The 19,144-nt window shown below is 53.5% G+C and carries 13 protein-coding genes, 11 tRNA genes and 3 rRNA genes; 3 read left to right on the forward strand and 24 right to left on the reverse strand.

Features of this window, described 5'->3' with window-relative positions; translation table 11 throughout:
* Positions 1-11 precede the first annotated feature (11 nt).
* Complete coding sequence (locus MKY74_RS28650) at positions 12-872, reverse strand: DUF421 domain-containing protein (RefSeq protein WP_432206630.1); 861 nt, start codon at positions 870-872, stop codon at positions 12-14.
* 175 nt (positions 873-1,047) lie between these two features.
* Here MKY74_RS28650 and MKY74_RS28655 point away from each other — a divergent pair, with 175 nt between their 5' ends.
* A complete protein-coding gene (locus MKY74_RS28655) occupies positions 1,048-1,443 on the forward strand; it encodes a TIGR04086 family membrane protein (RefSeq protein ID WP_076176984.1) in 396 nt (131 codons plus the stop codon).
* Between the two features lie 63 nt (positions 1,444-1,506).
* On the forward strand, positions 1,507-2,337 hold the full coding sequence (locus tag MKY74_RS28660) for a phosphatase PAP2 family protein (protein ID WP_144025564.1): 831 nt from the start codon (positions 1,507-1,509) through the stop codon (positions 2,335-2,337).
* 174 nt (positions 2,338-2,511) lie between these two features.
* Here MKY74_RS28660 and yajC read toward each other — a convergent pair whose 3' ends face one another.
* The 8 genes from yajC to MKY74_RS28700 all read right to left on the reverse strand — a co-directional run bounded on the left by yajC (position 2,512) and on the right by MKY74_RS28700 (position 10,484).
* Positions 2,512-2,856, reverse strand: coding sequence for a preprotein translocase subunit YajC (yajC, locus tag MKY74_RS28665; RefSeq protein WP_076176983.1), 345 nt, complete (start codon positions 2,854-2,856; stop codon positions 2,512-2,514).
* A 41-nt stretch (positions 2,857-2,897) separates the two neighbouring features.
* Positions 2,898-4,037, reverse strand: a complete 1,140-nt coding sequence (gene tgt / locus MKY74_RS28670) for a tRNA guanosine(34) transglycosylase Tgt (protein WP_076176982.1) — start codon at positions 4,035-4,037, stop codon at positions 2,898-2,900.
* 38 nt (positions 4,038-4,075) lie between these two features.
* On the reverse strand, positions 4,076-5,104 hold the full coding sequence (queA, locus tag MKY74_RS28675) for a tRNA preQ1(34) S-adenosylmethionine ribosyltransferase-isomerase QueA (RefSeq protein WP_076176981.1): 1,029 nt from the start codon (positions 5,102-5,104) through the stop codon (positions 4,076-4,078).
* Positions 5,105-5,111: 7 nt separating this feature from the next.
* A complete protein-coding gene (locus MKY74_RS28680; protein WP_076176980.1) occupies positions 5,112-7,238 on the reverse strand; it encodes a SpoIID/LytB domain-containing protein in 2,127 nt (708 codons plus the stop codon).
* A 77-nt stretch (positions 7,239-7,315) separates the two neighbouring features.
* A complete protein-coding gene (ruvB, locus tag MKY74_RS28685; RefSeq protein WP_076176979.1) occupies positions 7,316-8,320 on the reverse strand; it encodes a Holliday junction branch migration DNA helicase RuvB in 1,005 nt (334 codons plus the stop codon).
* 36 nt (positions 8,321-8,356) lie between these two features.
* Positions 8,357-8,971: a Holliday junction branch migration protein RuvA gene (gene ruvA / locus MKY74_RS28690; RefSeq protein WP_076176978.1), complete on the reverse strand. Its 615-nt coding sequence runs from the start codon at positions 8,969-8,971 to the stop codon at positions 8,357-8,359.
* Positions 8,968-9,471, reverse strand: coding sequence for a crossover junction endodeoxyribonuclease RuvC (ruvC, locus tag MKY74_RS28695; protein WP_076176977.1), 504 nt, complete (start codon positions 9,469-9,471; stop codon positions 8,968-8,970). The genes ruvA and ruvC overlap by 4 nt, the downstream gene beginning before the upstream one ends.
* A gap of 119 nt (positions 9,472-9,590) precedes the next feature.
* Positions 9,591-10,484: a LysR family transcriptional regulator gene (locus MKY74_RS28700; RefSeq protein WP_076176976.1), complete on the reverse strand. Its 894-nt coding sequence runs from the start codon at positions 10,482-10,484 to the stop codon at positions 9,591-9,593.
* A 127-nt stretch (positions 10,485-10,611) separates the two neighbouring features.
* On the opposite strand from MKY74_RS28700, the gene MKY74_RS28705 reads away from it, so the two are divergent.
* Complete coding sequence (locus tag MKY74_RS28705; protein ID WP_076176975.1) at positions 10,612-11,679, forward strand: branched-chain amino acid aminotransferase; 1,068 nt, start codon at positions 10,612-10,614, stop codon at positions 11,677-11,679.
* Between the two features lie 129 nt (positions 11,680-11,808).
* Here the strand turns inward: MKY74_RS28705 and MKY74_RS28710 are convergent, their stop codons facing one another.
* From MKY74_RS28710 to MKY74_RS28780, 15 genes are all read right to left on the reverse strand, one after another.
* Entirely contained in the window at positions 11,809-12,477 is a 669-nt protein-coding gene (locus tag MKY74_RS28710; protein ID WP_076176974.1) for a BofC C-terminal domain-containing protein, read from the reverse strand.
* Between the two features lie 102 nt (positions 12,478-12,579).
* Positions 12,580-12,653: transfer RNA gene (locus MKY74_RS28715), tRNA-Pro, on the reverse strand.
* Positions 12,654-12,676: 23 nt separating this feature from the next.
* Positions 12,677-12,756: transfer RNA gene (locus MKY74_RS28720), tRNA-Leu, on the reverse strand.
* 17 nt (positions 12,757-12,773) lie between these two features.
* Positions 12,774-12,847: transfer RNA gene (locus MKY74_RS28725), tRNA-Arg, on the reverse strand.
* 20 nt (positions 12,848-12,867) lie between these two features.
* Positions 12,868-12,942, reverse strand: a tRNA-Gly gene (locus tag MKY74_RS28730).
* Between the two features lie 17 nt (positions 12,943-12,959).
* A tRNA-Lys gene (locus tag MKY74_RS28735) sits at positions 12,960-13,035 on the reverse strand.
* Positions 13,036-13,185: 150 nt separating this feature from the next.
* A tRNA-Asp gene (locus tag MKY74_RS28740) sits at positions 13,186-13,262 on the reverse strand.
* A gap of 33 nt (positions 13,263-13,295) precedes the next feature.
* Positions 13,296-13,369 (reverse strand) — tRNA-Met (locus MKY74_RS28745).
* 35 nt (positions 13,370-13,404) lie between these two features.
* Positions 13,405-13,480 (reverse strand) — tRNA-Val (locus MKY74_RS28750).
* 163 nt (positions 13,481-13,643) lie between these two features.
* Positions 13,644-13,715 (reverse strand) — tRNA-Glu (locus MKY74_RS28755).
* A 19-nt stretch (positions 13,716-13,734) separates the two neighbouring features.
* Positions 13,735-13,826 (reverse strand) — tRNA-Ser (locus MKY74_RS28760).
* Positions 13,827-13,831: 5 nt separating this feature from the next.
* Positions 13,832-13,907, reverse strand: a tRNA-Asn gene (locus tag MKY74_RS28765).
* A gap of 9 nt (positions 13,908-13,916) precedes the next feature.
* Positions 13,917-14,033: ribosomal RNA gene (gene rrf, locus MKY74_RS28770) — 5S ribosomal RNA — on the reverse strand.
* A 151-nt stretch (positions 14,034-14,184) separates the two neighbouring features.
* Positions 14,185-17,112 (reverse strand): 23S ribosomal RNA (locus MKY74_RS28775).
* Between the two features lie 383 nt (positions 17,113-17,495).
* Positions 17,496-19,048, reverse strand: a 16S ribosomal RNA gene (locus MKY74_RS28780).
* The 16S, 23S and 5S rRNA genes sit together here with 11 tRNA genes alongside, the layout of an rRNA operon.
* Positions 19,049-19,144 lie beyond the last annotated feature (96 nt).

Here is a 19,144-nt window from a genome sequence, read left to right on the forward strand (position 1 = left end):
AAATTCCCGTCTTATTTGCGGTCGATGTAAAGCCGGCCTTTATGGTCGATGGAGCAGAGAAACACGTCTTTAAACTCTTTGATTCCCTGCTGCCGGATCTGATTTTTCAGCCAGAAGCGATTTTTGTTCAGCCGCTCCAAATTGTCGTCCTGTACTTTTCCGTCCATGATGAGCGGGATCGGCAGTATGCCATAGGTAAATTTTCCGCTGGGAACCAGAATTTTTTTACTGCGGTTTCTCGCCGGGACCCGGGACGGATCGGCATATGGGGTTCTATAAATCTGTTTCGGCTTGCCGGCGGTCTCCTCTGAACGTGAAATAGCTAACGCATTGCCGGCGGGGCTTTGTGGTTTACCGTTTCGATTTGGCTTCTCCTGGGGAACGGGCATGTCGTACTTTTCTCTTTTTTCATTCCGTTTGGATTTAGGAATAACCGTCAACTGCCCGGAGTTTTCCAGAATCGCAAATTCCACATCCGCCACGTTTTCGATACTTCGCCCGCGCAATTGAAGAAGCAAATCGTCCAGATTATACCGATGCTTCCTCATTTCTTCACGGTTGAGCTTGCCTCCCGATACGAGGATGGCCGGTTTTCCTTCGAATAACAGGCGGATTTTCCGGCTCTTCAAGCTGATGAAAGCAATCGTGATCTGAATCAAGACAAGCGTAGCCATCGGAAAGAGTCCGTCCGTGATCGGACGCGCCGTATCCTCCAGCACAAAAACGCCGATTTCAGCGATCATGATCGAGATGACCAGGTCAAAAATGGACAGCTTCCCGATCTCCCGCTTGCCCATGATCCGGAGGGTCAGGTAGATGACAAAGTACATCAGGACGGTTCGGAAAACAGGAATCAGTATATCGGATATCACGGCCACCTGCTCCTTTCTGCGCCATTCATCATGCCAATTAAGGATATTTTGACCTTTCGGGAGCACGGACATTCAGAAGCCGGAGCGATAAATTATTGGAAAATTACTTGTACTACTGGGGCAAGCCGTCACATAAATTTACATTAAATTGTGGAACTATGAAGGGGGTTCTCTTATGCATTTGATCCGTCGCCTGTTCTCTTTTCGGATCTCCAATCCCACTTTGTCGGGACTGTATTATTCCTTTTTCTGGATGATGGTCGGGGCGCTTATTCTTTCTTTCCTGTTGTGGTCCAGCGGCATGAAAGAACAAAGCCTGTCCCGCTACATTTACGTGGTTCATGCTGTCGCCGCGGCATTTGGAGGTCTTGTATCCGGGAAGCGTTCAGGCAGACGGGGTTGGTACCAGGGCGGATTAACCGGCATTTTGTACGGTCTCATGATCATCATAATCGGATTTCTGGCCCTTGACAGCAGCCTTCGGCTTGGAGATTTGCTGTTGATCGCAGCCGTTATTGCTTCGGGAGCCATCGGGGGCATGTTCGGGGTGAATTTAAAAAACAAATCGTAACCATTAAACTCCTCGCATGTGCTACACTAAGTGCACTTAAAGCAAGAGGAGGACGTCCCCGACGTGTTGTATGACTCTATGAATTATATTTCGGCAGCAACGCTTGTTATGGCGATCGGGCTGATCTGGCTGGGCACCCTGCGCAACCCTCTGAGGGCCGGATGGCTGCTGATCCGGGAGTTTGGGACCAACCGCAAATTTTTGGGTCTATTCGCTTTGATGGCTGCGATCCTCCTGTTCAACAGGTATGAACTGCAAATCGAAGCAGCCATGCATGTGAAGCAAGACTTCACCCCGTGGGTATTCGGGATTGAGGGGCATTTCGTACAGCACCTGCAGCAGTTTTTTCACAGCCCTTACATTACGCCCGTATCGGTATTTTTTTACGTAGTGGTGTTCCAATCCTTACTGATCGCTATGCTCGGAATCTTTGCGGCCGACGGGAACAAAGCCTTTCTCATGGCTGCCTGCATAGCCGTCTTCATCAATTATGCGGTGGCCATCCCGTTTTACCTCTTCTTTCCCGTGAACGAGGTTTGGTCCTTTCCGCCATCCGGCACGTCGTTCTACATGCTGGAAGTTTTTCCGAAATTCGAACAGGCGTACCGGCCGCTATCCGGTATTAACAACTGCTTTCCAAGCCTTCACACTTCGATTTCTATCACCATGCTGGTGCTCGGGATCCGTTCGGGGAATCCACGACTGGCCCTCATGACGCTGGTCAGCGCCGTCATCATCATTTTCAGCATCTTCTACCTCGGCATCCATTGGCTGACGGATTCGGTCGCCGGTACCCTGCTCGGTCTGCTTGCCGCTTCCGCCGGGATCTACTGGGGACGGAGGCTTGCGCACCCGAAGCAGCAACAAGTAAAGCCCATCGTATCCGATCTCTAATACAAAAAGGCTGCACCCTTGTCCGTAGACAAGCTGTGCAGCCTTTTGTCATCCGTAAGTATGAACATCGGCGACAGCAGCAGAGCTCCCTCTGCCGCTATCGTTATGTGATGTGCCTGGTCTTACTGGAAATGTTGCTTATGAACGCTCTCCCCGTGTAGTACCCGGATCGTCTTAGGACGATTTCTCGGATTCGCCGGAGCTCGAGCTAACCGCATGGCTGATGGAACCGCGATCGAAGGTCAGCTTCGTCACGTCGTTCACCCGCAGGACCACGATATCGTCCGTAATTTCCATAATCGTTCCGTGCAGGCCGCCGATCGTGACGACCTTATCCCCCTTCTTCAATGCGCTCAGCATGGAAGTCCGGGTCTTCTGTTTCTTCTGCTGCGGACGGATCAACAGGAAGTAGAAGATCGCGAACATCAGGACGAGCGGCAAAATCAAGCCGACAAGGCCGCCTCCTCCGGAGCCGCTAGCACCAGCTGCTAATTCAAAGGTTTGAGTTTGGTTGAACATATGCTTTTCCCCCCTTTCAAATACAATACTGCAGTTGAAGCTTAAAACCCTTTATCATTGTCATAAAGCCCATATTGTTCAAAAAACTCATCGCGAAAATCAAGCAGCCTGTCCTCCATAATGGCCTGGCGCACCTGCTTCATCAGATTGATGAGGAAATGCAGGTTGTGGTAAGTGGTCAAACGGAGTCCGAAGGTCTCATCCGCTTTGATCAAATGCCGCAGATAGGCTCTTGAATAGTTCCGGCAAGTATAGCAGTCACATGCTGGGTCAAGCGGGCCAAAATCTCTGGCGTATTGCGCATTGCGAACGACTAGCCGTCCCTGGCTGGTCATGGTCGTTCCGTTCCGGGCGATCCGTGTCGGCAGGACGCAGTCAAACATGTCCACGCCACGGATGGAGCCTTCGATCAGCGCGTCCGGCGACCCTACGCCCATCAAATAGCGGGGCTTGTTGTCCGGAAGCAGCGGAACGGTGTAATCCAGCACTTCGTACATCAGCTGCTTGGACTCTCCTACGCTGAGTCCACCAATAGCATACCCCGGGAAATCCATGGAAGTCAAATCACGTGCGCTCTGTTTGCGCAAGTCTTCATACATGCCGCCCTGAACGATGGCAAAGAGCCCCTGATCATGCGGTCTGGCATGGCTGTTCAGGCAGCGCTCTGCCCAGCGGGTCGTGCGTTCCAAGGATTTCTTAACATAGTCGTACTCGGCCGGATACGGCGGACATTCGTCAAAAGCCATCATGATGTCCGAGCCAAGCGCGTTCTGGATTTCCATGGCCACTTCCGGCGACAGAAACAGCTTGTCTCCGTTCAAGTGGGACCGGAAATGCACGCCTTCTTCGGTAATTTTGCGCATTTCGCTCAAGCTGAACACCTGAAATCCGCCGCTGTCCGTCAGAATCGGACGGTCCCAGTTCATGAAGCGGTGCAGTCCCCCGGCTTCGCGGATGATGTCATGGCCCGGGCGCAGGAACAGATGGTACGTGTTGCTCAAAATGATCTGCGCATTCATTTCCTTCAGTTCTTCCGGGCTCATTGTCTTGACCGTGGCCAGCGTTCCAACCGGCATAAAGATCGGCGTCTCGATCACGCCGTGGGGCGTATGCACACGCCCCAGCCGGGCTCCGGATTGCTTGCACGTTTTAATATGCTCATAAGTAATTGCTGCTGCCATGATTAAATACCATCCTCTTATATGCCGATCAACCGGTCTTAATAGATAAACATCGCATCGCCGAAGCTGAAGAAGCGGTATCTTTCCTTCACAGCCTCCGCATATGCGTTCAAAATATGCTCGCGTCCCGCCAGCGCGCTGACCAGCATGACCAGCGTCGACTTCGGCAGGTGGAAATTAGTGATCAGGGCGTTTACGACTTTGAAAGTATACCCTGGATAGATGAAAATATCGGTCCAGCCGCTGCAGGCTTCGAGCAGGCCGCCTTCAAAGCGCGTCCCGATCGTCTCAAGCGTCCGGCAGGAGGTGGTCCCTACGGCAACGATTCTTCCTCCGCGGGCTCTGGCCTCGTTCAGGATATCCGCTGTCTCCTGGTTCACCGAGTAATACTCCGCATGCATGACATGATCCTCGACACGCTCAACCGACATCGGCCGGAACGTGCCAAGACCGACATGAAGCGTAATGAAAGCGACCGTCACGCCTTTGGCACGGATTTGATCCAGCAGCTCTTCGGTAAAATGAAGGCCGGCGGTCGGAGCCGCAGCGGAACCTTCATGCTTGGAATAGACCGTTTGGTAACGCTCCTTGTCATCCAGCTTCTCCTTGATATAAGGCGGGAGCGGCATTTGACCCAGCCGGTCGAGAATCTCCTGGAAAATCCCTTGATAGGTAAAGGTCAGCTTCCGCTCACCCATTTCCCCTTCATCCTCTATGACAGCCTGCAGCTCGTCGCCGAAACGGATCACGCTGCCCTTTTTCAGCTTTTTCCCAGGCTTCACGAGCGCTTCCCAGGTGTCCCCCTGCAAATTTTTCAGGAGAAGCACCTCGGCTTTGGCCCCCGTCTCTTCTTTAACGCCGAACAGTCTCGCCGGAATGACCCGGGTATCGTTGAGAACCAGCGTGTCGCCGGGCTGAAGCTCGTCTGCGATATCTTTGAAGGTGCGGTGGGCGATCGATCCGTCCTGCTTGTTCAATGTTAACAGGCGGGATGCCGTCCGCTCCGGCAAAGGAGTCTGTGCGATTAATTCTTCTGGCAACTCAAAATCGTATAAGTCTACATTCATCTGTTCGTCATTCCTTAACAATAGTTACATTCTGATAATAGTGTTTCAAAATGTCCTGGTACCCATACCCGGCGTCCGCCATTCCTTTGGCTCCCCACTGGGAGAGTCCGAGGCCATGGCCATTGCCGCGGCCCACAAACAGAAATGCTTCCCCGGCTTCGATCCGGCGCGCCTTCGAATCCCCGTTCATGACGATCGTGCCTTTTCCAGCGATGGAAGAAGTCCCTGAAGCCGAAATGACCGACGTGTCGGACGTGCCGGAAACCTTCGTCGTTGTCCCGTTTGCGCTTAATACAGTATAGCTTCCTGTTGGTACAATATCAAACAATGTGCTTGGCAGACCGTTCAAAGCCGAACGGAACATATCGGGATATTTCACATCTAAAATTTGCCCGTTGGCCTTAATTTGGATCGCCCGTCCGGACGGTCCGCGCTTGGTAACCTCCAGCGTGCTGATCGTGGAAGGTGCAGCCGTTGAGGTCTTGCCCTTCAGCGTTGCGACCAGCTCGGCCGAAGTATAAGGTCCCCGAACCCAGTCGTAGGTTCCCGATTCCTTCACCTGCTCCAGAACGATGGCGGTATCGCCGGGGTTCATCTGCGCGGCAGGCCCGACGTTCGATTGAATGAGCGGAAGCGGACGCACGTTGGTGTTCTTGGCCGTCACCGTGACTTTTGCAAGTCCGGCAGCCGTCGCCGTACCCAGTTCCTTGACGTTATCCTCTCTGACATAACCAGTAATCCCGTTGCTGAGAAGAACGTGATACCAGGTTTTAGCCCCGTTTTGCGCGGCTACGTCTTCCTTGCTCTCGACGGTGCCGAACGCAGCTCCACCGCTGTTCCATACTTCGGTCGGGTCGGCCGATGCGCCCCCGGCATTGGAAGAGAAAACGGCCTCGACAACATTGCCGTTTTGCAGCAGCACTTCGCCCTCTGTGGCGTCTACAGCACCGATGACGCTCGGCGCTTCGGAGGCAACTCCGTTGTAAACTTGGCTCAGCGTCGTATCCACGACATCCGCCACCTTGAACTTATTATTGCTGCTGCTGATCTGGAAAGCTGCATAGCTGCGCGCAGCAACGGCTTGGGCTTTGAGCGACTCCTCCGGCCAGGACGACGGCACTTCGCCGCCGACGACCGCATAGAGGTATTGCTCAAAAGGCAGTTCGTTCACGAGCGCCAGCTGGCCGTTCACCATGCTGATCTCCATGCCGCCCCGGTATGTCCGCCCCGATCTTTCCGCCACTTTAAGTTGGTCACCGCTGCTGGTAATCCAGCCTTTGGCATTGGTCCCGCTGACCACGATATGTTTCACCGCGGCGGTGCTTCCCGGGCTGCTCCCGGCATCACTGCGGATGATCAGCGCCGGCTGCGATGCATCCACCTCCGACAGCGTGGCCGCTGGAAGCTTCGCGCTTACCGCGCTGCGCACCGCCGCCAGGCCGGATGCGTCTGCCGCTTCGCCGACCCATACCGCATAACGGCCGCCGCCGTCTCCGCCCGGCTGAACCGCCACAAACGCATCGGCGCCGGCTGCCTGGATTTGCTGGACCGCAGCTGCCGCTTCAGCCTCCGATGCATAGGTCCCAGCCGACAAGTGATACCCGCCGGTCACGACCGGAGTCTGTCCGTTCAGCTGTCCCGCGGCTGTCTTGGCTGTCCGCGCTGCGGCATCGTTAGCCGCCTGCAGGCTCACATACATGCCGGTATACACCTGATACACCGTTCCGGCACCCGTCGTTGCGGCAAAGATGACCGGCTTGTCGGCCGTCGCGTTCAATTTTTTATAGGCATCCGCCGCCGTTTTGGCATCGGAAGTGGCGAGTACTTTCACGCGGAATCCATCCACGCTGAATTTAGCCGCTTCGTTAGCCCCAAAGGACATAAGAGCCGGAGCCCCCGCAGAAGCCGATACCCCTGCAGACCATGACTGTCCCGATGACAGTGTGACGACAGGCGTCGTTGATTTATAGGTACTTCCCAAGTCGAGGAACAAGCCTACGCGGATTTGATCCATGCTCGTTCCCGCGGCTTCTGCGGTCACAGCCGGCAGCTGCAGGACTCCCGTTGCCAGCACGGCAGCCAAAATCCCCTTGCTTCCCCACTGGCCCGCTTTCGTTCTCCACCAATTTCCCACTCGTCATTCTCCTCCCTCTTCTGTCTGAAAATGTGTTCGAACCATTTCACGTCCGGCAGCCTCGTAACAATTACGCTTTACTGGTCAGTCGGCATCGGCAGACCTAAATGCTGATAGCCCGCAGCCGTTACCATTCTTCCCCGCGGCGTCCGCTGGAGAAATCCGATCTGCAGCAGGTAAGGCTCGTATACGTCTTCGATCGTCTGGCTCTCTTCGCCGATGGTGGCCGCGATCGTATCGAGGCCGACCGGACCGCCACGGAAGCTCGTGATCATGGCGTGAAGCATTTTATAATCGATCTGATCCAGTCCTTTCGGATCGACCTGCAGCATCTTCAGCGACTCCTCCGCGATGGCCGGCGTAATCATGCCGTCCCCACGGACCTGGGCAAAATCCCGGACCCGGCGCAGCAGCCGGTTCGCGATCCGCGGCGTCCCCCTGGAGCGCAGGGCGATCTCGTCGGCCGCATCCCCGATAATTTCAATGCCAAGAATGTCGGCACCTCTGGAGACGATGTAGCTGAGCTCGTCCACCGTATAAAACTCGAGGCGGCTGACGACGCCAAAGCGGTCCCGCAGCGGTGCAGACAGCAGCCCGGCCCGTGTCGTCGCTCCGATCAAGGTGAACGGGGGCAAGTCCAGCCGCACAGACCGTGCGCTGGGCCCTTTACCGATCATGATGTCCAGCGCAAAATCCTCCATCGCCGGGTAGAGCACTTCCTCGACCGTCCGGTGCAGCCGGTGGATTTCGTCAATGAACAGCACGTCCCCTTCCTGGAGATTCGTCAGCAGTGCCGCCAGGTCTCCCGGCCGCTCAATGGCTGGCCCCGACGTCGTCCGCAGGTTCACGCCCAGCTCGTTGGCAATGATATTGGCCAATGTCGTCTTCCCGAGGCCCGGAGGCCCGTACAACAGCACGTGATCCAGCGCTTCATTGCGCATTTTAGCCGCCTCAATATAAATTTTCAGGTTTTCCTTCACCTGGTTCTGTCCGATATATTCCGCAAGATAACGAGGACGCAGGCTAAGCTCTACCGCCTGGTCCTCCATCATCAGGTTTGCCGATATGATACGGTCATCCATTGCTATCGCTCCTCTTGTAACGCCCGCTTACCATAACTATCCCGCATAGAGCTGCTTGAGCGCCCGTTTCATTAAAATGTCCACCGAATCCCCAAACGCCGTGTCATCCTTGATCTTGTGCCATACCCGGTCCAGCTCGACGTCGGTATAACCGAGCGCCTTAAGACCTTCGCGCGCTTCGGACCAAGCCGATCCGTCTCCTTCCACCGGTTCAGGAACCGCAAACAGACCTGTCGCCATAGCCGCCGTACCAAAACCGTCGAGCTTGTCTTTCAGGTCCAGAATCATGCGCTGCGCGGTCTTCTTGCCGATTCCCGGCAGCTTGGTCAGGAACGTAATGTTCTCCTGGTAAATGGCCGTCACAACATGATCCGGCGTGCCCCCGCCGAGAATGCCCAAGGCTACCTTAGGGCCGATCCCCGACACATCGATCAGCTTGCGGAACAGCTGCTGCTCCTCGCGCGTCGGAAAGCCGAACAGCAGGATGGCGTCTTCCCTGACGTGGTGGTGGGTATATACGGTGACCGGACCATCCGCCTTGGCGAACACAAAAGGGTTCGGGCAAAATACCCGGTAGCCTACTCCCTGCACGTCAAGCACAATGTACTCATTCTCCAGATGGACCACGGGTCCTCTCAAAAAATCGATCATTTTCTCAATACCTCATTTATTCTGGAATTTAATGTGTACGAATGGGCGTGGCAAATCGCCACGGCCAGCGCGTCGGCCACATCATCCGGCTTGGGCACCGCCTGCAGCTTCAGGAACATGCGAACCATTTCCTGCACCTGCTTCTTCTCCGCTTTGCCGTATCCGACGATGGCCTGCTTCACCTGCATCGGGGTGTACTCGGCGATCGGCAGCCCGCGCTGCGTTGCCGCCAGAATCAGAACGCCGCGCGCCTGACTGACGGACATAGCCGTCGTGACGTTTCTATTAAAAAACAATTTCTCGAAAGCTACCGCTTCCGGCTGATACTTATCAATAAGCTGGAGCATCGCCTCATAGACGTGCAGCAGCCGTTCTTCATCAGGGGTATGGGCTTCCGTCTGAATACATCCATACTGAACCGGAGTGACCTTACTTCCGTTTTTATCGATAAATCCGAATCCGACGATCGCAATCCCCGGGTCAATTCCTAAAATTCGCAAGTCATTTCTCTCCCTTGGTATAAAGCGAACATATGTATTCGTTCTCTTCATTATAATGTAAAACTTCATACCAAGTCTATGATTCTACTAAAAGAGGTATGCTTGCATCCGGGACAAGCCTACATAGACTCCGTCCCGGAAGGAGTGAACGTCCGGATGAGCTCGTTGATAAAAGCAAGCATCGCTGTGCTCAGAAACGTCTGCTTCCGGTAAACGATGCCGACCTTTTTCTGGGGGACGGGCTCAACGATCGGTACAGTGCGGATCGAAGGATCGGAGCCTTGTAAAAGGTAGGACCTGGGTAGTATCGTCGCACCGACCCCGAGCCGGACCATCTGCAGCATGGAGTCCATCGTCGACAGCTCAAACGCCGGTTGAAGCTGCACCCCTGCTTGAGCGCTGTAGCTGTCCACCATTTGACGTACCAGAAACTTTTCAGGAAAAAGAATCAGCGGCACCTCTGTCAGTTGGTCCAGTTTCACAGCCTCTGCGGCTGCAAGGGAATGCTGCTTCGCCACAGCCAGGCACAGCTCTTCGGTGTAGAGCTCTTTGCTGACCAGCTGCTCGTCCTCCAGCGGGAGAAAAACGACTCCAAGATCCAGCTTGTTAGCCAGCAGACCGGCCCTCGTTTCCTCCGTCGCCAGCTCCACGACCGAAATCGAGATGCCAGGCTGCTTCTGGTGAAAAGAAATCAGCGTCCTCGTCAGCAGATGGTTGCCTGAGCAGCCGATCGTCAGCCTCCCCCGCTGCATCCCTTTCAGTTCATTGATTTCGGACTGCGCCTGCTCCAGCTCATGAAAAATGTTCAGCGCATGCTCCTTCAACGTTTGCCCCGCTTCCGTCAAATAGTTCCGCTTTCCGATCCTTTGAAAGAGGGGCATGCCCACCCTCTCCTCGAGCAGGCGGATTTGCTGGCTGAGCGTCGGTTGGCTGATGCCCAATTGAACGGCTGCTTTCGTAAAATGAAGCTCTTCGCATACGGCAAGAAAGTATTCCAGCAGGCGGAAATCCATAAGCCTCCCCCTTCACCCTAACCATAGTTAATAACTATTATTTTAATTGATAACATTGAATTGACCAATCATTTTTTATTCCCTATAGTGAGAATAATAAATTTCTATAGATGAGGTGAGCGTTGCAATGACACAAGAGATCAGCATTCAGTTAACCACCGAGCCGCGAACACGTCCGGACAGCGAGAAGCTTGGCTTCGGCAAGTATTTTACAGATCACATGTTTATGATGGATTATACGCTGGAGCAGGGATGGCATAATCCGCGGATTGTTCCTTACGCCCCGCTGCAGATGGATCCGGCTTCGATGGTATTTCATTATGGGCAGGCAGTGTTCGAAGGTCTGAAGGCATATCAAACTTCTACCGGCGAGCTCCTTCTGTTCCGTCCTGACAAAAACATGAAGCGGCTGAACCGCTCCAACGAACGCTTGGGCATTCCTGAAGTGTCGGGCGACTTTGTCATTGAAGCGATCCGCACCCTCATTAACATCGATCGTGCTTGGGTTCCGACGGCTCCTGGAACATCGCTGTACATCCGGCCTTTTATCATTGCTACGGAAGCTTGCCTCGGCGTGAGAGAATCCCACACCTACCAGCTGATCGTCATTCTGTCGCCTGTAGGCGCTTACTACTCGGGCGGGCTTGCCCCGGTAAAAATTAATGTAGAGAGCTCTTATACCCGTGCCGTGCAGGGCGGAATCGGGCATGCGAAGGCAGCTGGCAACTACGCCGCAAGCATCAAGGCCCAAAGCAACGCCAAGAAAGGCGGCTACTCCCAGGTGCTGTGGCTCGATGCACTGGAAAAGAAGTATATTGAAGAGGTCGGCAGCATGAACATCTTTTTCAAAATCGGTGGTAAAGTGATCACCCCGGCCATTAACGGCAGCATACTGGAAGGTGTGACCCGGGCTTCAGTTCTGGAGCTGCTCGGCAGCTGGAACATCCCGGTGGAAGAGCGGAAGATATCGATTGAGGAGATTTTTGAGGCGAATGCCAAGGGCGAATTGGAGGAAGTGTTCGGAACGGGAACTGCGGCTGTCATTTCCCCTGTCGGCGAATTATATTGGAATGACCGGCAAGTCCTCATTAACAACGGCCAAATCGGCCCATACTCGCAAAAGCTGTATGACACCCTAACAGGTATCCAGACCGGGCGGCTTCCAGATCCATTGAAATGGACGATGCCCGTTTAAGTCCCCATAGGATGAATGCAAAAAAGCTTTCCTGTTCGCCTCATCGCTGGCAGGAAAGCTTTTTCATTTGCGTTCTATTCCTTTTATCGAAAATCCGTTTAAAGCAAAGGACATCGAACATCCCGGTCTTTACCCTTTTCGGGCATAATCGCTGAATGTGGACAGCACGCTGTTGTATTCGTCAATGTCCTGCACCCGGATGCCGTCATAAAGCTGCTGTACGGCTCCATCCGGCAGGGAGGATTCCATCGAGTTGATATCCAGTTGGAAAAAGGTTTTAATGACCTTTTCGTGTGTCGGCGGTCCCTCGAACAAGGTCAGATTCCCATCTTTGTCGAGGCTGATGTAAGCCTGTTCCTTACAGGTCGGGGAAAGATCCGAAATGGTTTCCTCAAACCGGATTTGTCCCTTCCCGGTAAACTCGCCTTTCCAGGTTGGATGCTCATTCATCAAGGAGTAGATGTCATCGCTGCTCAGTTGTCCGAGCACCTGTTCCTCCTCACCGCATATATAAACTTGGCGAACGGTTACTTCGTTTGTACCCTTCGTTTGATTCAACGTCTTCCAGAATTCCGAATTATCCACGGTGTCATCTGAACCTTCCGTCTGCTCATAATGCTGAAGCGTTTCAATGGCAACCGGCGGTTTCGTGCTGAGCAGGCTCTGTACCTGATCCGGAAGATAGGATCCGAGCCAGACCAAGGCAAGCATTAACGAAGAGATCCCAAGCGTCAACGCTCTGCGTCTCCAACGTCTCCATTGCTTTTGTATTTTCTTTTTGATTCGCGCTGCATTCACGATAATCCCCTTCTATTCTCTATCTTTTTCCTTTATTGTGACCGGGGAAATACCAAATTATACAGCAAAAAACCACCGAAATTCATTCGGTGGTTGATCTGATCGGGACGACACGATTTGAACATGCGACCCCCTGGTCCCAAACCAGGTGCTCTACCAAGCTGAGCTACGTCCCGTTATTCATTTGAAAATGTTAAAATGCCGGTGAAGGGACTCGAACCCCCACGGTTTCCCTCACGATTTTGAGTCGCGCGCGTCTGCCAATTCCGCCACACCGGCTCGGTAAAACATAAGTACGCGCCCTAAGAGATTCGAACTCCTGACCTTTTGATTCGTAGTCAAACGCTCTATCCAGCTGAGCTAAGGGCGCCGGTAAAGGCAAAAAAAAAATGGAGCGGACGACGGGAATCGAACCCGCGACCCTCGCCTTGGCAAGGCGATGCTCTACCGCTGAGCCACGTCCGCAAAACCAAAAATAAAACTGGTGAGCCATGAAGGACTCGAACCTTCGACACCCTGATTAAAAGTCAGGTGCTCTACCAACTGAGCTAATGGCTCTTAATTCAAGAGGATTCTCATCCCTGAAGTAAAGATCATGGTGGAACCGACGGGATACTCTCTCTTCGTTCGAGACTGCGATGCAGTGCTAACGAAGTGAATGCTTCGACGAACCCGTATCCGGATTCTCATCCCTGAAGCAATTTATAATGGCGGAACCGACGGGATTCGAACCCGCGATCTCCTGCGTGACAGGCAGGCATGTTAGGCCTCTACACCACGGTTCCACGGCCTTTGGGATCTCCATCTTAAGGAGATAATTGCGGGGGCAGGATTTGAACCTACGACCTTCGGGTTATGAGCCCGACGAGCTACCGGACTGCTCCACCCCGCGTCATTAAAAAATCACTTATTTTCTTTTGAAAATCATGGTGGAGGCTGAGGGGATCGAACCCCCGACCCTCTGCTTGTAAGGCAGATGCTCTCCCAGCTGAGCTAAGCCTCCATAATCTTTTGAAACTTATAGGGGATTCTCATCCATGATGTTAATAAGAAAGTGACCCGTATGGGATACTCTCACTTCGTTCGAGACTGCGATGCAGATGCTAACGAAGTAATGCTCCGACGAACCCTTTTTGGATTCTCATCCCTGATGCTATTAAAGAAAGTGACCCGTATGGGATTCGAACCCATGTTACCTCCGTGAAAGGGAGGTGTCTTAACCCCTTGACCAACGGGCCGCGCTATTAAAATCCAAGCTGGCGGAGAGAGAGGGATTCGAACCCTCGAGACGCTTTTGGCGCCTACACGATTTCCAATCGTGCTCCTTCGGCCAACTCGGACACCTCTCCACAAGTGGCTCCCCGAACAGGACTCGAACCTGTGACAACTCGATTAACAGTCGAGTGCTCTACCAACTGAGCTATCAGGGAATATGTATCGCTTGGCAACGTCCTACTCTCCCAGGACCCTTCGGTCCAAGTACCATCGGCGCTGGAGGGCTTAACGGTCGTGTTCGGGATGGGTACGCGTGGAACCCCTCCGCTATCGCCACCAAACGGAGCATTGGTTAATCACCAAATGCATAATTCAGGTTTCAGCATCGCCAAATGCTGAAAGTCATGCACGCTTCTCTCACCCACTTGGAGTGAAATCAGCAATTTTGACTCCCTGAAAACTAGATACGAAACGAATCTGCGATTTATTTTATTGGATAAGCCCTCGACCGATTAGTATTGGTCAGCTCCATGCATTGCTGCACTTCCACCTCCAACCTATCTACCTCGTCGTCTACAAGGGGTCTTACATACTGGGAAATCTCATCTTGAGGGGGGCTTCACGCTTAGATGCTTTCAGCGCTTATCCCGTCCGTACGTAGCTACCCAGCCATGCTCCTGGCGGAACAACTGGTGCACCAGCGGTACGTCCATCCCGGTCCTCTCGTACTAAGGACAGCTCCTCTCAAATTTCCTACGCCCACGACAGATAGGGACCGAACTGTCTCACGACGTTCTGAACCCAGCTCGCGTACCGCTTTAATGGGCGAACAGCCCAACCCTTGGGACCTACTTCAGCCCCAGGATGCGATGAGCCGACATCGAGGTGCCAAACCTCCCCGTCGATGTGGACTCTTGGGGGAGATAAGCCTGTTATCCCCAGGGTAGCTTTTATCCGTTGAGCGATGGCCCTTCCATGCGGTACCACCGGATCACTAAGCCCGACTTTCGTCCCTGCTCGACTTGTAGGTCTCGCAGTCAAGCTCCCTTCTGCCTTTGCACTCTTCGAATGATTTCCAACCATTCTGAGGGAACCTTGGGGCGCCTCCGTTACTCTTTAGGAGGCGACCGCCCCAGTCAAACTGCCCACCTGACACTGTCCCCATACCGGATTACGGTACCAGGTTAGAACCTAGATACGATCAGGGTGGTATCCCAACGGCGCCTCCACCCAAGCTGGCGCTCAGGTTTCAAAGGCTCCCACCTATCCTGTACAGATCGTACCCAAATCCAATATCAAGCTGCAGTAAAGCTCCATGGGGTCTTTCCGTCTTGTCGCGGGTAACCTGCATCTTCACAGGTATTAAAATTTCACCGGATCTCTCGTTGAGACAGCGCCCAAGTCGTTACGCCATTCGTGCGGGTCAGAATTTACCTGACAAGGAATTTCGCTACCTTAGGACCGTTATAGTTACGGCCGCCGTTTACTGGGGCTTCGGTTCACAGCTTCGGGATTACTCCCTAACCGCTCCCCTTAACCTTCCAGCACCGGGCAGGCGTCAGCCCGTATACTTCGCCTTGCGGCTTCGCACAGACCTGTGTTTTTGCTAAACAGTCGCTTGGGCCTTTTCACTGCGGCCCCCTCGTGCTATTCACACTACCGGGGCACCCCTTCTCCCGAAGTTACGGGGTCATTTTGCCGAGTTCCTTAACGAGAGTTCTTCCGCGCGCCTTAGAATTCTCTTCTCGCCTACCTGTGTCGGTTTGCGGTACGGGCACCTTCACCTGGTTAGAGGCTTTTCTTGGCAGTGTGAGATCATGACCTTCGGTACTATAATTTTCCCTCCCCGTCACAGCCCAGCCTTAAAGTGTGCGGATTTGCCTACACACCAGCCTCACTGCTTGGACGAGCATCCATCAGCTCGCGTCACTACCCTCCTGCGTCACCCCATCACTCATAACGGTTTACGGTGGTACAGGAATTTCAACCTGTTGTCCTTCGATTACGCCTGTCGGCCTCACCTTAGGTCCCGACTTACCCTGAGCGGACGAGCCTTCCTCAGGAAACCTTGGGCTTTCGGCGGATCAGATTCTCACTGATCTTTTCGTTACTCATACCGGCATTCTCACTTGTATACGCTCCAGCGCTCCTTCCGGTACACCTTCAACGCTGTATACAACGCTCCCCTACCCCTGATGCAAGCATCAAGCCATAGCTTCGGTGGTGTGTTTAGCCCCGTTACATTTTCGGCGCAGAGTCACTCGACCAGTGAGCTATTACGCACTCTTTCAATGGTGGCTGCTTCTAAGCCAACATCCTGGTTGTCTGTGCAACTCCACATCCTTTCCCACTTAACACACACTTGGGGACCTTAGCTGATGGTCTGGGCTGTTTCCCTTTTGACAATGGATCTTAGCACTCACTGTCTGACTCCCGGTTACAAGTCAATGGCATTCGGAGTTTGACTGAGCTTGGTAACCCTTGCGGGCCCCGCACCCAATCAGTGCTCTACCTCCACGACTCTATTCACCGAGGCTAGCCCTAAAGCTATTTCGGGGAGAACCAGCTATCTCCGAGTTCGATTGGAATTTCTCCGCTACCCCCACCTCATCCCCGAATTTTTCAACATTCGTGGGTTCGGGCCTCCAGTGCGTGTTACCGCACCTTCACCCTGGACAGGGGTAGATCACACGGTTTCGGGTCTACGTCCACGTACTTAATCGCCCTATTCAGACTCGCTTTCGCTGCGGCTCCGGCTTCTCACCTTAACCTTGCACGGGAACGTAACTCGCCGGTTCATTCTACAAAAGGCACGCCATCACCCATAAACAGGGCTCTGACTTCTTGTAAGCACACGGTTTCAGGTTCTATTTCACTCCCCTTCCGGGGTGCTTTTCACCTTTCCCTCACGGTACTGTTTCACTATCGGTCGCTAGGGAGTATTTAGCCTTAGCAGATGGTCCTGCCAGATTCATACGGGGTTTCACGTGCCCCGCACTACTCGGGATCCGTCTCGGAGGGAACTGACTTTCGGCTACAGGGCTTTTACCTTCTATGCCGGGCCTTTCCAGACCTCTTCGCCTAACCAATTCCTTTGTAACTCCATGTGAGACGTCCCACAACCCCGGCCAGCAAGCTGACCGGTTTAGGCTGTTCCGCGTTCGCTCGCCGCTACTGACGGAATCACTCTTGTTTTCTCTTCCTCAGGGTACTTAGATGTTTCAGTTCCCCTGGTATGCCTCAATCTGTCCTATGTATTCAGACAGAAGTGACTGACTATTACATCAGCCGGGTTTCCCCATTCGGACATCCCCGGATCAAAGCTTGCTTACAGCTCCCCGAGGCAGTATCGTTGTTCGCCACGTCCTTCATCGGCTCCTAGCGCCTAGGCATCCTCCGTGTGCTCTTAGTAGCTTAACCATTTGACTCCTGTTTTGCCCGATTCGTTTTCTTGTTTTGCGCTGCGCGCAAAGCCAAAGACTCTCATCGTTCAAAACACTCGTCTGCTACTTAAAACTTAACTTGTTGTGACACAAGTTCAGCTAAAAGGATATTTCTAAAACGCAGATTCGTTTCGTTATCTAGTTTTCAAGGATCAAATCATCCAGTCTTGCGACCGGACTTATATCATACCAAACCCCGAATCGCTTGGCTACAAGCAAGTTCTGGAAATCGTATGTGAGAGTTTGAACTCTCAAAACTGACCAACGAGTGAGTAGTTGCTTTGCTTACGCAAAGCGGTTACGGCGACTTACGTCGACCGTTATTTGAATGCTTCCGTTGCAGGAAGCGATTCTCCATAGAAAGGAGGTGATCCAGCCGCACCTTCCGATACGGCTACCTTGTTACGACTTCACCCCAATCATCTACCCCACCTTCGGCGGCTGGCTCCTTGCGGTTACCTCACCGACTTCGGGTGTTGTAAACTCTCGTGGTGTGACGGGCGGTGTGTACAAGACCCGGGAACGTATTCACCGCGGCATGCTGATCCGCGATTACTAGCAATTCCGACTTCATGCAGGCGAGTTGCAGCCTGCAATCCGAACTGAGACCAGCTTTGATAGGATTGGCTCCACCTCGCGGCTTCGCTTCCCGTTGTACTGGCCATTGTAGTACGTGTGTAGCCCAGGTCATAAGGGGCATGATGATTTGACGTCATCCCCGCCTTCCTCCGGTTTGTCACCGGCAGTCATTCTAGAGTGCCCACCCGAAGTGCTGGCAACTAAAATCAAGGGTTGCGCTCGTTGCGGGACTTAACCCAACATCTCACGACACGAGCTGACGACAACCATGCACCACCTGTCTCCTCTGTCCCGAAGGAAAGGTCTATCTCTAGACCGGTCAGAGGGATGTCAAGACCTGGTAAGGTTCTTCGCGTTGCTTCGAATTAAACCACATACTCCACTGCTTGTGCGGGTCCCCGTCAATTCCTTTGAGTTTCAGTCTTGCGACCGTACTCCCCAGGCGGAATGCTTAATGTGTTAACTTCGGCACCAAGGGTATCGAAACCCCTAACACCTAGCATTCATCGTTTACGGCGTGGACTACCAGGGTATCTAATCCTGTTTGCTCCCCACGCTTTCGCGCCTCAGCGTCAGTTACAGCCCAGAGAGTCGCCTTCGCCACTGGTGTTCCTCCACATATCTACGCATTTCACCGCTACACGTGGAATTCCACTCTCCTCTTCTGCACTCAAGTCACCCAGTTTCCAGTGCGAACCAAGGTTGAGCCTTGGCCTTAAACACCAGACTTAAATGACCGCCTGCGCGCGCTTTACGCCCAATAATTCCGGACAACGCTTGCCCCCTACGTATTACCGCGGCTGCTGGCACGTAGTTAGCCGGGGCTTTCTTCTCAGGTACCGTCACTCCGATAGCAGTTACTCTACCGGACGTTCTTCCCTGGCAACAGAGCTTTACGATCCGAAAACCTTCATCACTCACGCGGCGTTGCTCCGTCAGGCTTTCGCCCATTGCGGAAGATTCCCTACTGCTGCCTCCCGTAGGAGTCTGGGCCGTGTCTCAGTCCCAGTGTGGCCGTTCACCCTCTCAGGTCGGCTACGCATCGTCGCCTTGGTGAGCCGTTACCTCACCAACTAGCTAATGCGCCGCAGGCCCATCCGCAAGTGACAGATTGCTCCGTCTTTCATCATTCCCTCAGGAGAGGAAATGAGATATCCGGTATTAGCTCACGTTTCCGTGGGTTATCCCGGTCTTGCAGGCAGGTTGCCTACGTGTTACTCACCCGTCCGCCGCTAACCATCAGGAGAGCAAGCTCTCCATCAAGTCCGCTCGACTTGCATGTATTAGGCACGCCGCCAGCGTTCGTCCTGAGCCAGGATCAAACTCTCCAAGAAAGTTGGAAGAATCTGCTCACCCGAAGGGAGTAGCTTTCCAACGAAAGTTTCTAGCTCATTTTGAATCTGACGAGATTGATTTAATCTCAATCGCTC

Origin of the sequence: Paenibacillus sp. FSL R5-0378, from assembly GCF_038009285.1 — a bacterium.
Classification (GTDB): domain Bacteria; phylum Bacillota; class Bacilli; order Paenibacillales; family Paenibacillaceae; genus Paenibacillus_AQ; species Paenibacillus_AQ favisporus.

What these genes read in the sequence shown, in the direction of transcription:
- MKY74_RS28700 (WP_076176976.1), bottom strand. Translation starts at nt 10,484, where the DNA reads ATGGATTTCCGCCTGCTGGAATACTTTCTTGCCGTATGCGAAGAGCTT.
- ruvA (WP_076176978.1), bottom strand. Translation starts at nt 8,971, where the DNA reads ATGATCGATTTTTTGAGAGGACCCGTGGTCCATCTGGAGAATGAGTAC.
- tgt (WP_076176982.1), bottom strand. Translation starts at nt 4,037, where the DNA reads ATGGCAGCAGCAATTACTTATGAGCATATTAAAACGTGCAAGCAATCC.
- MKY74_RS28655 (WP_076176984.1), top strand. Translation starts at nt 1,048, where the DNA reads ATGCATTTGATCCGTCGCCTGTTCTCTTTTCGGATCTCCAATCCCACT.
- ruvB (WP_076176979.1), bottom strand. Translation starts at nt 8,320, where the DNA reads ATGGATGACCGTATCATATCGGCAAACCTGATGATGGAGGACCAGGCG.
- yajC (WP_076176983.1), bottom strand. Translation starts at nt 2,856, where the DNA reads ATGTTCAACCAAACTCAAACCTTTGAATTAGCAGCTGGTGCTAGCGGC.
- queA (WP_076176981.1), bottom strand. Translation starts at nt 5,104, where the DNA reads ATGAATGTAGACTTATACGATTTTGAGTTGCCAGAAGAATTAATCGCA.
- MKY74_RS28705 (WP_076176975.1), top strand. Translation starts at nt 10,612, where the DNA reads ATGACACAAGAGATCAGCATTCAGTTAACCACCGAGCCGCGAACACGT.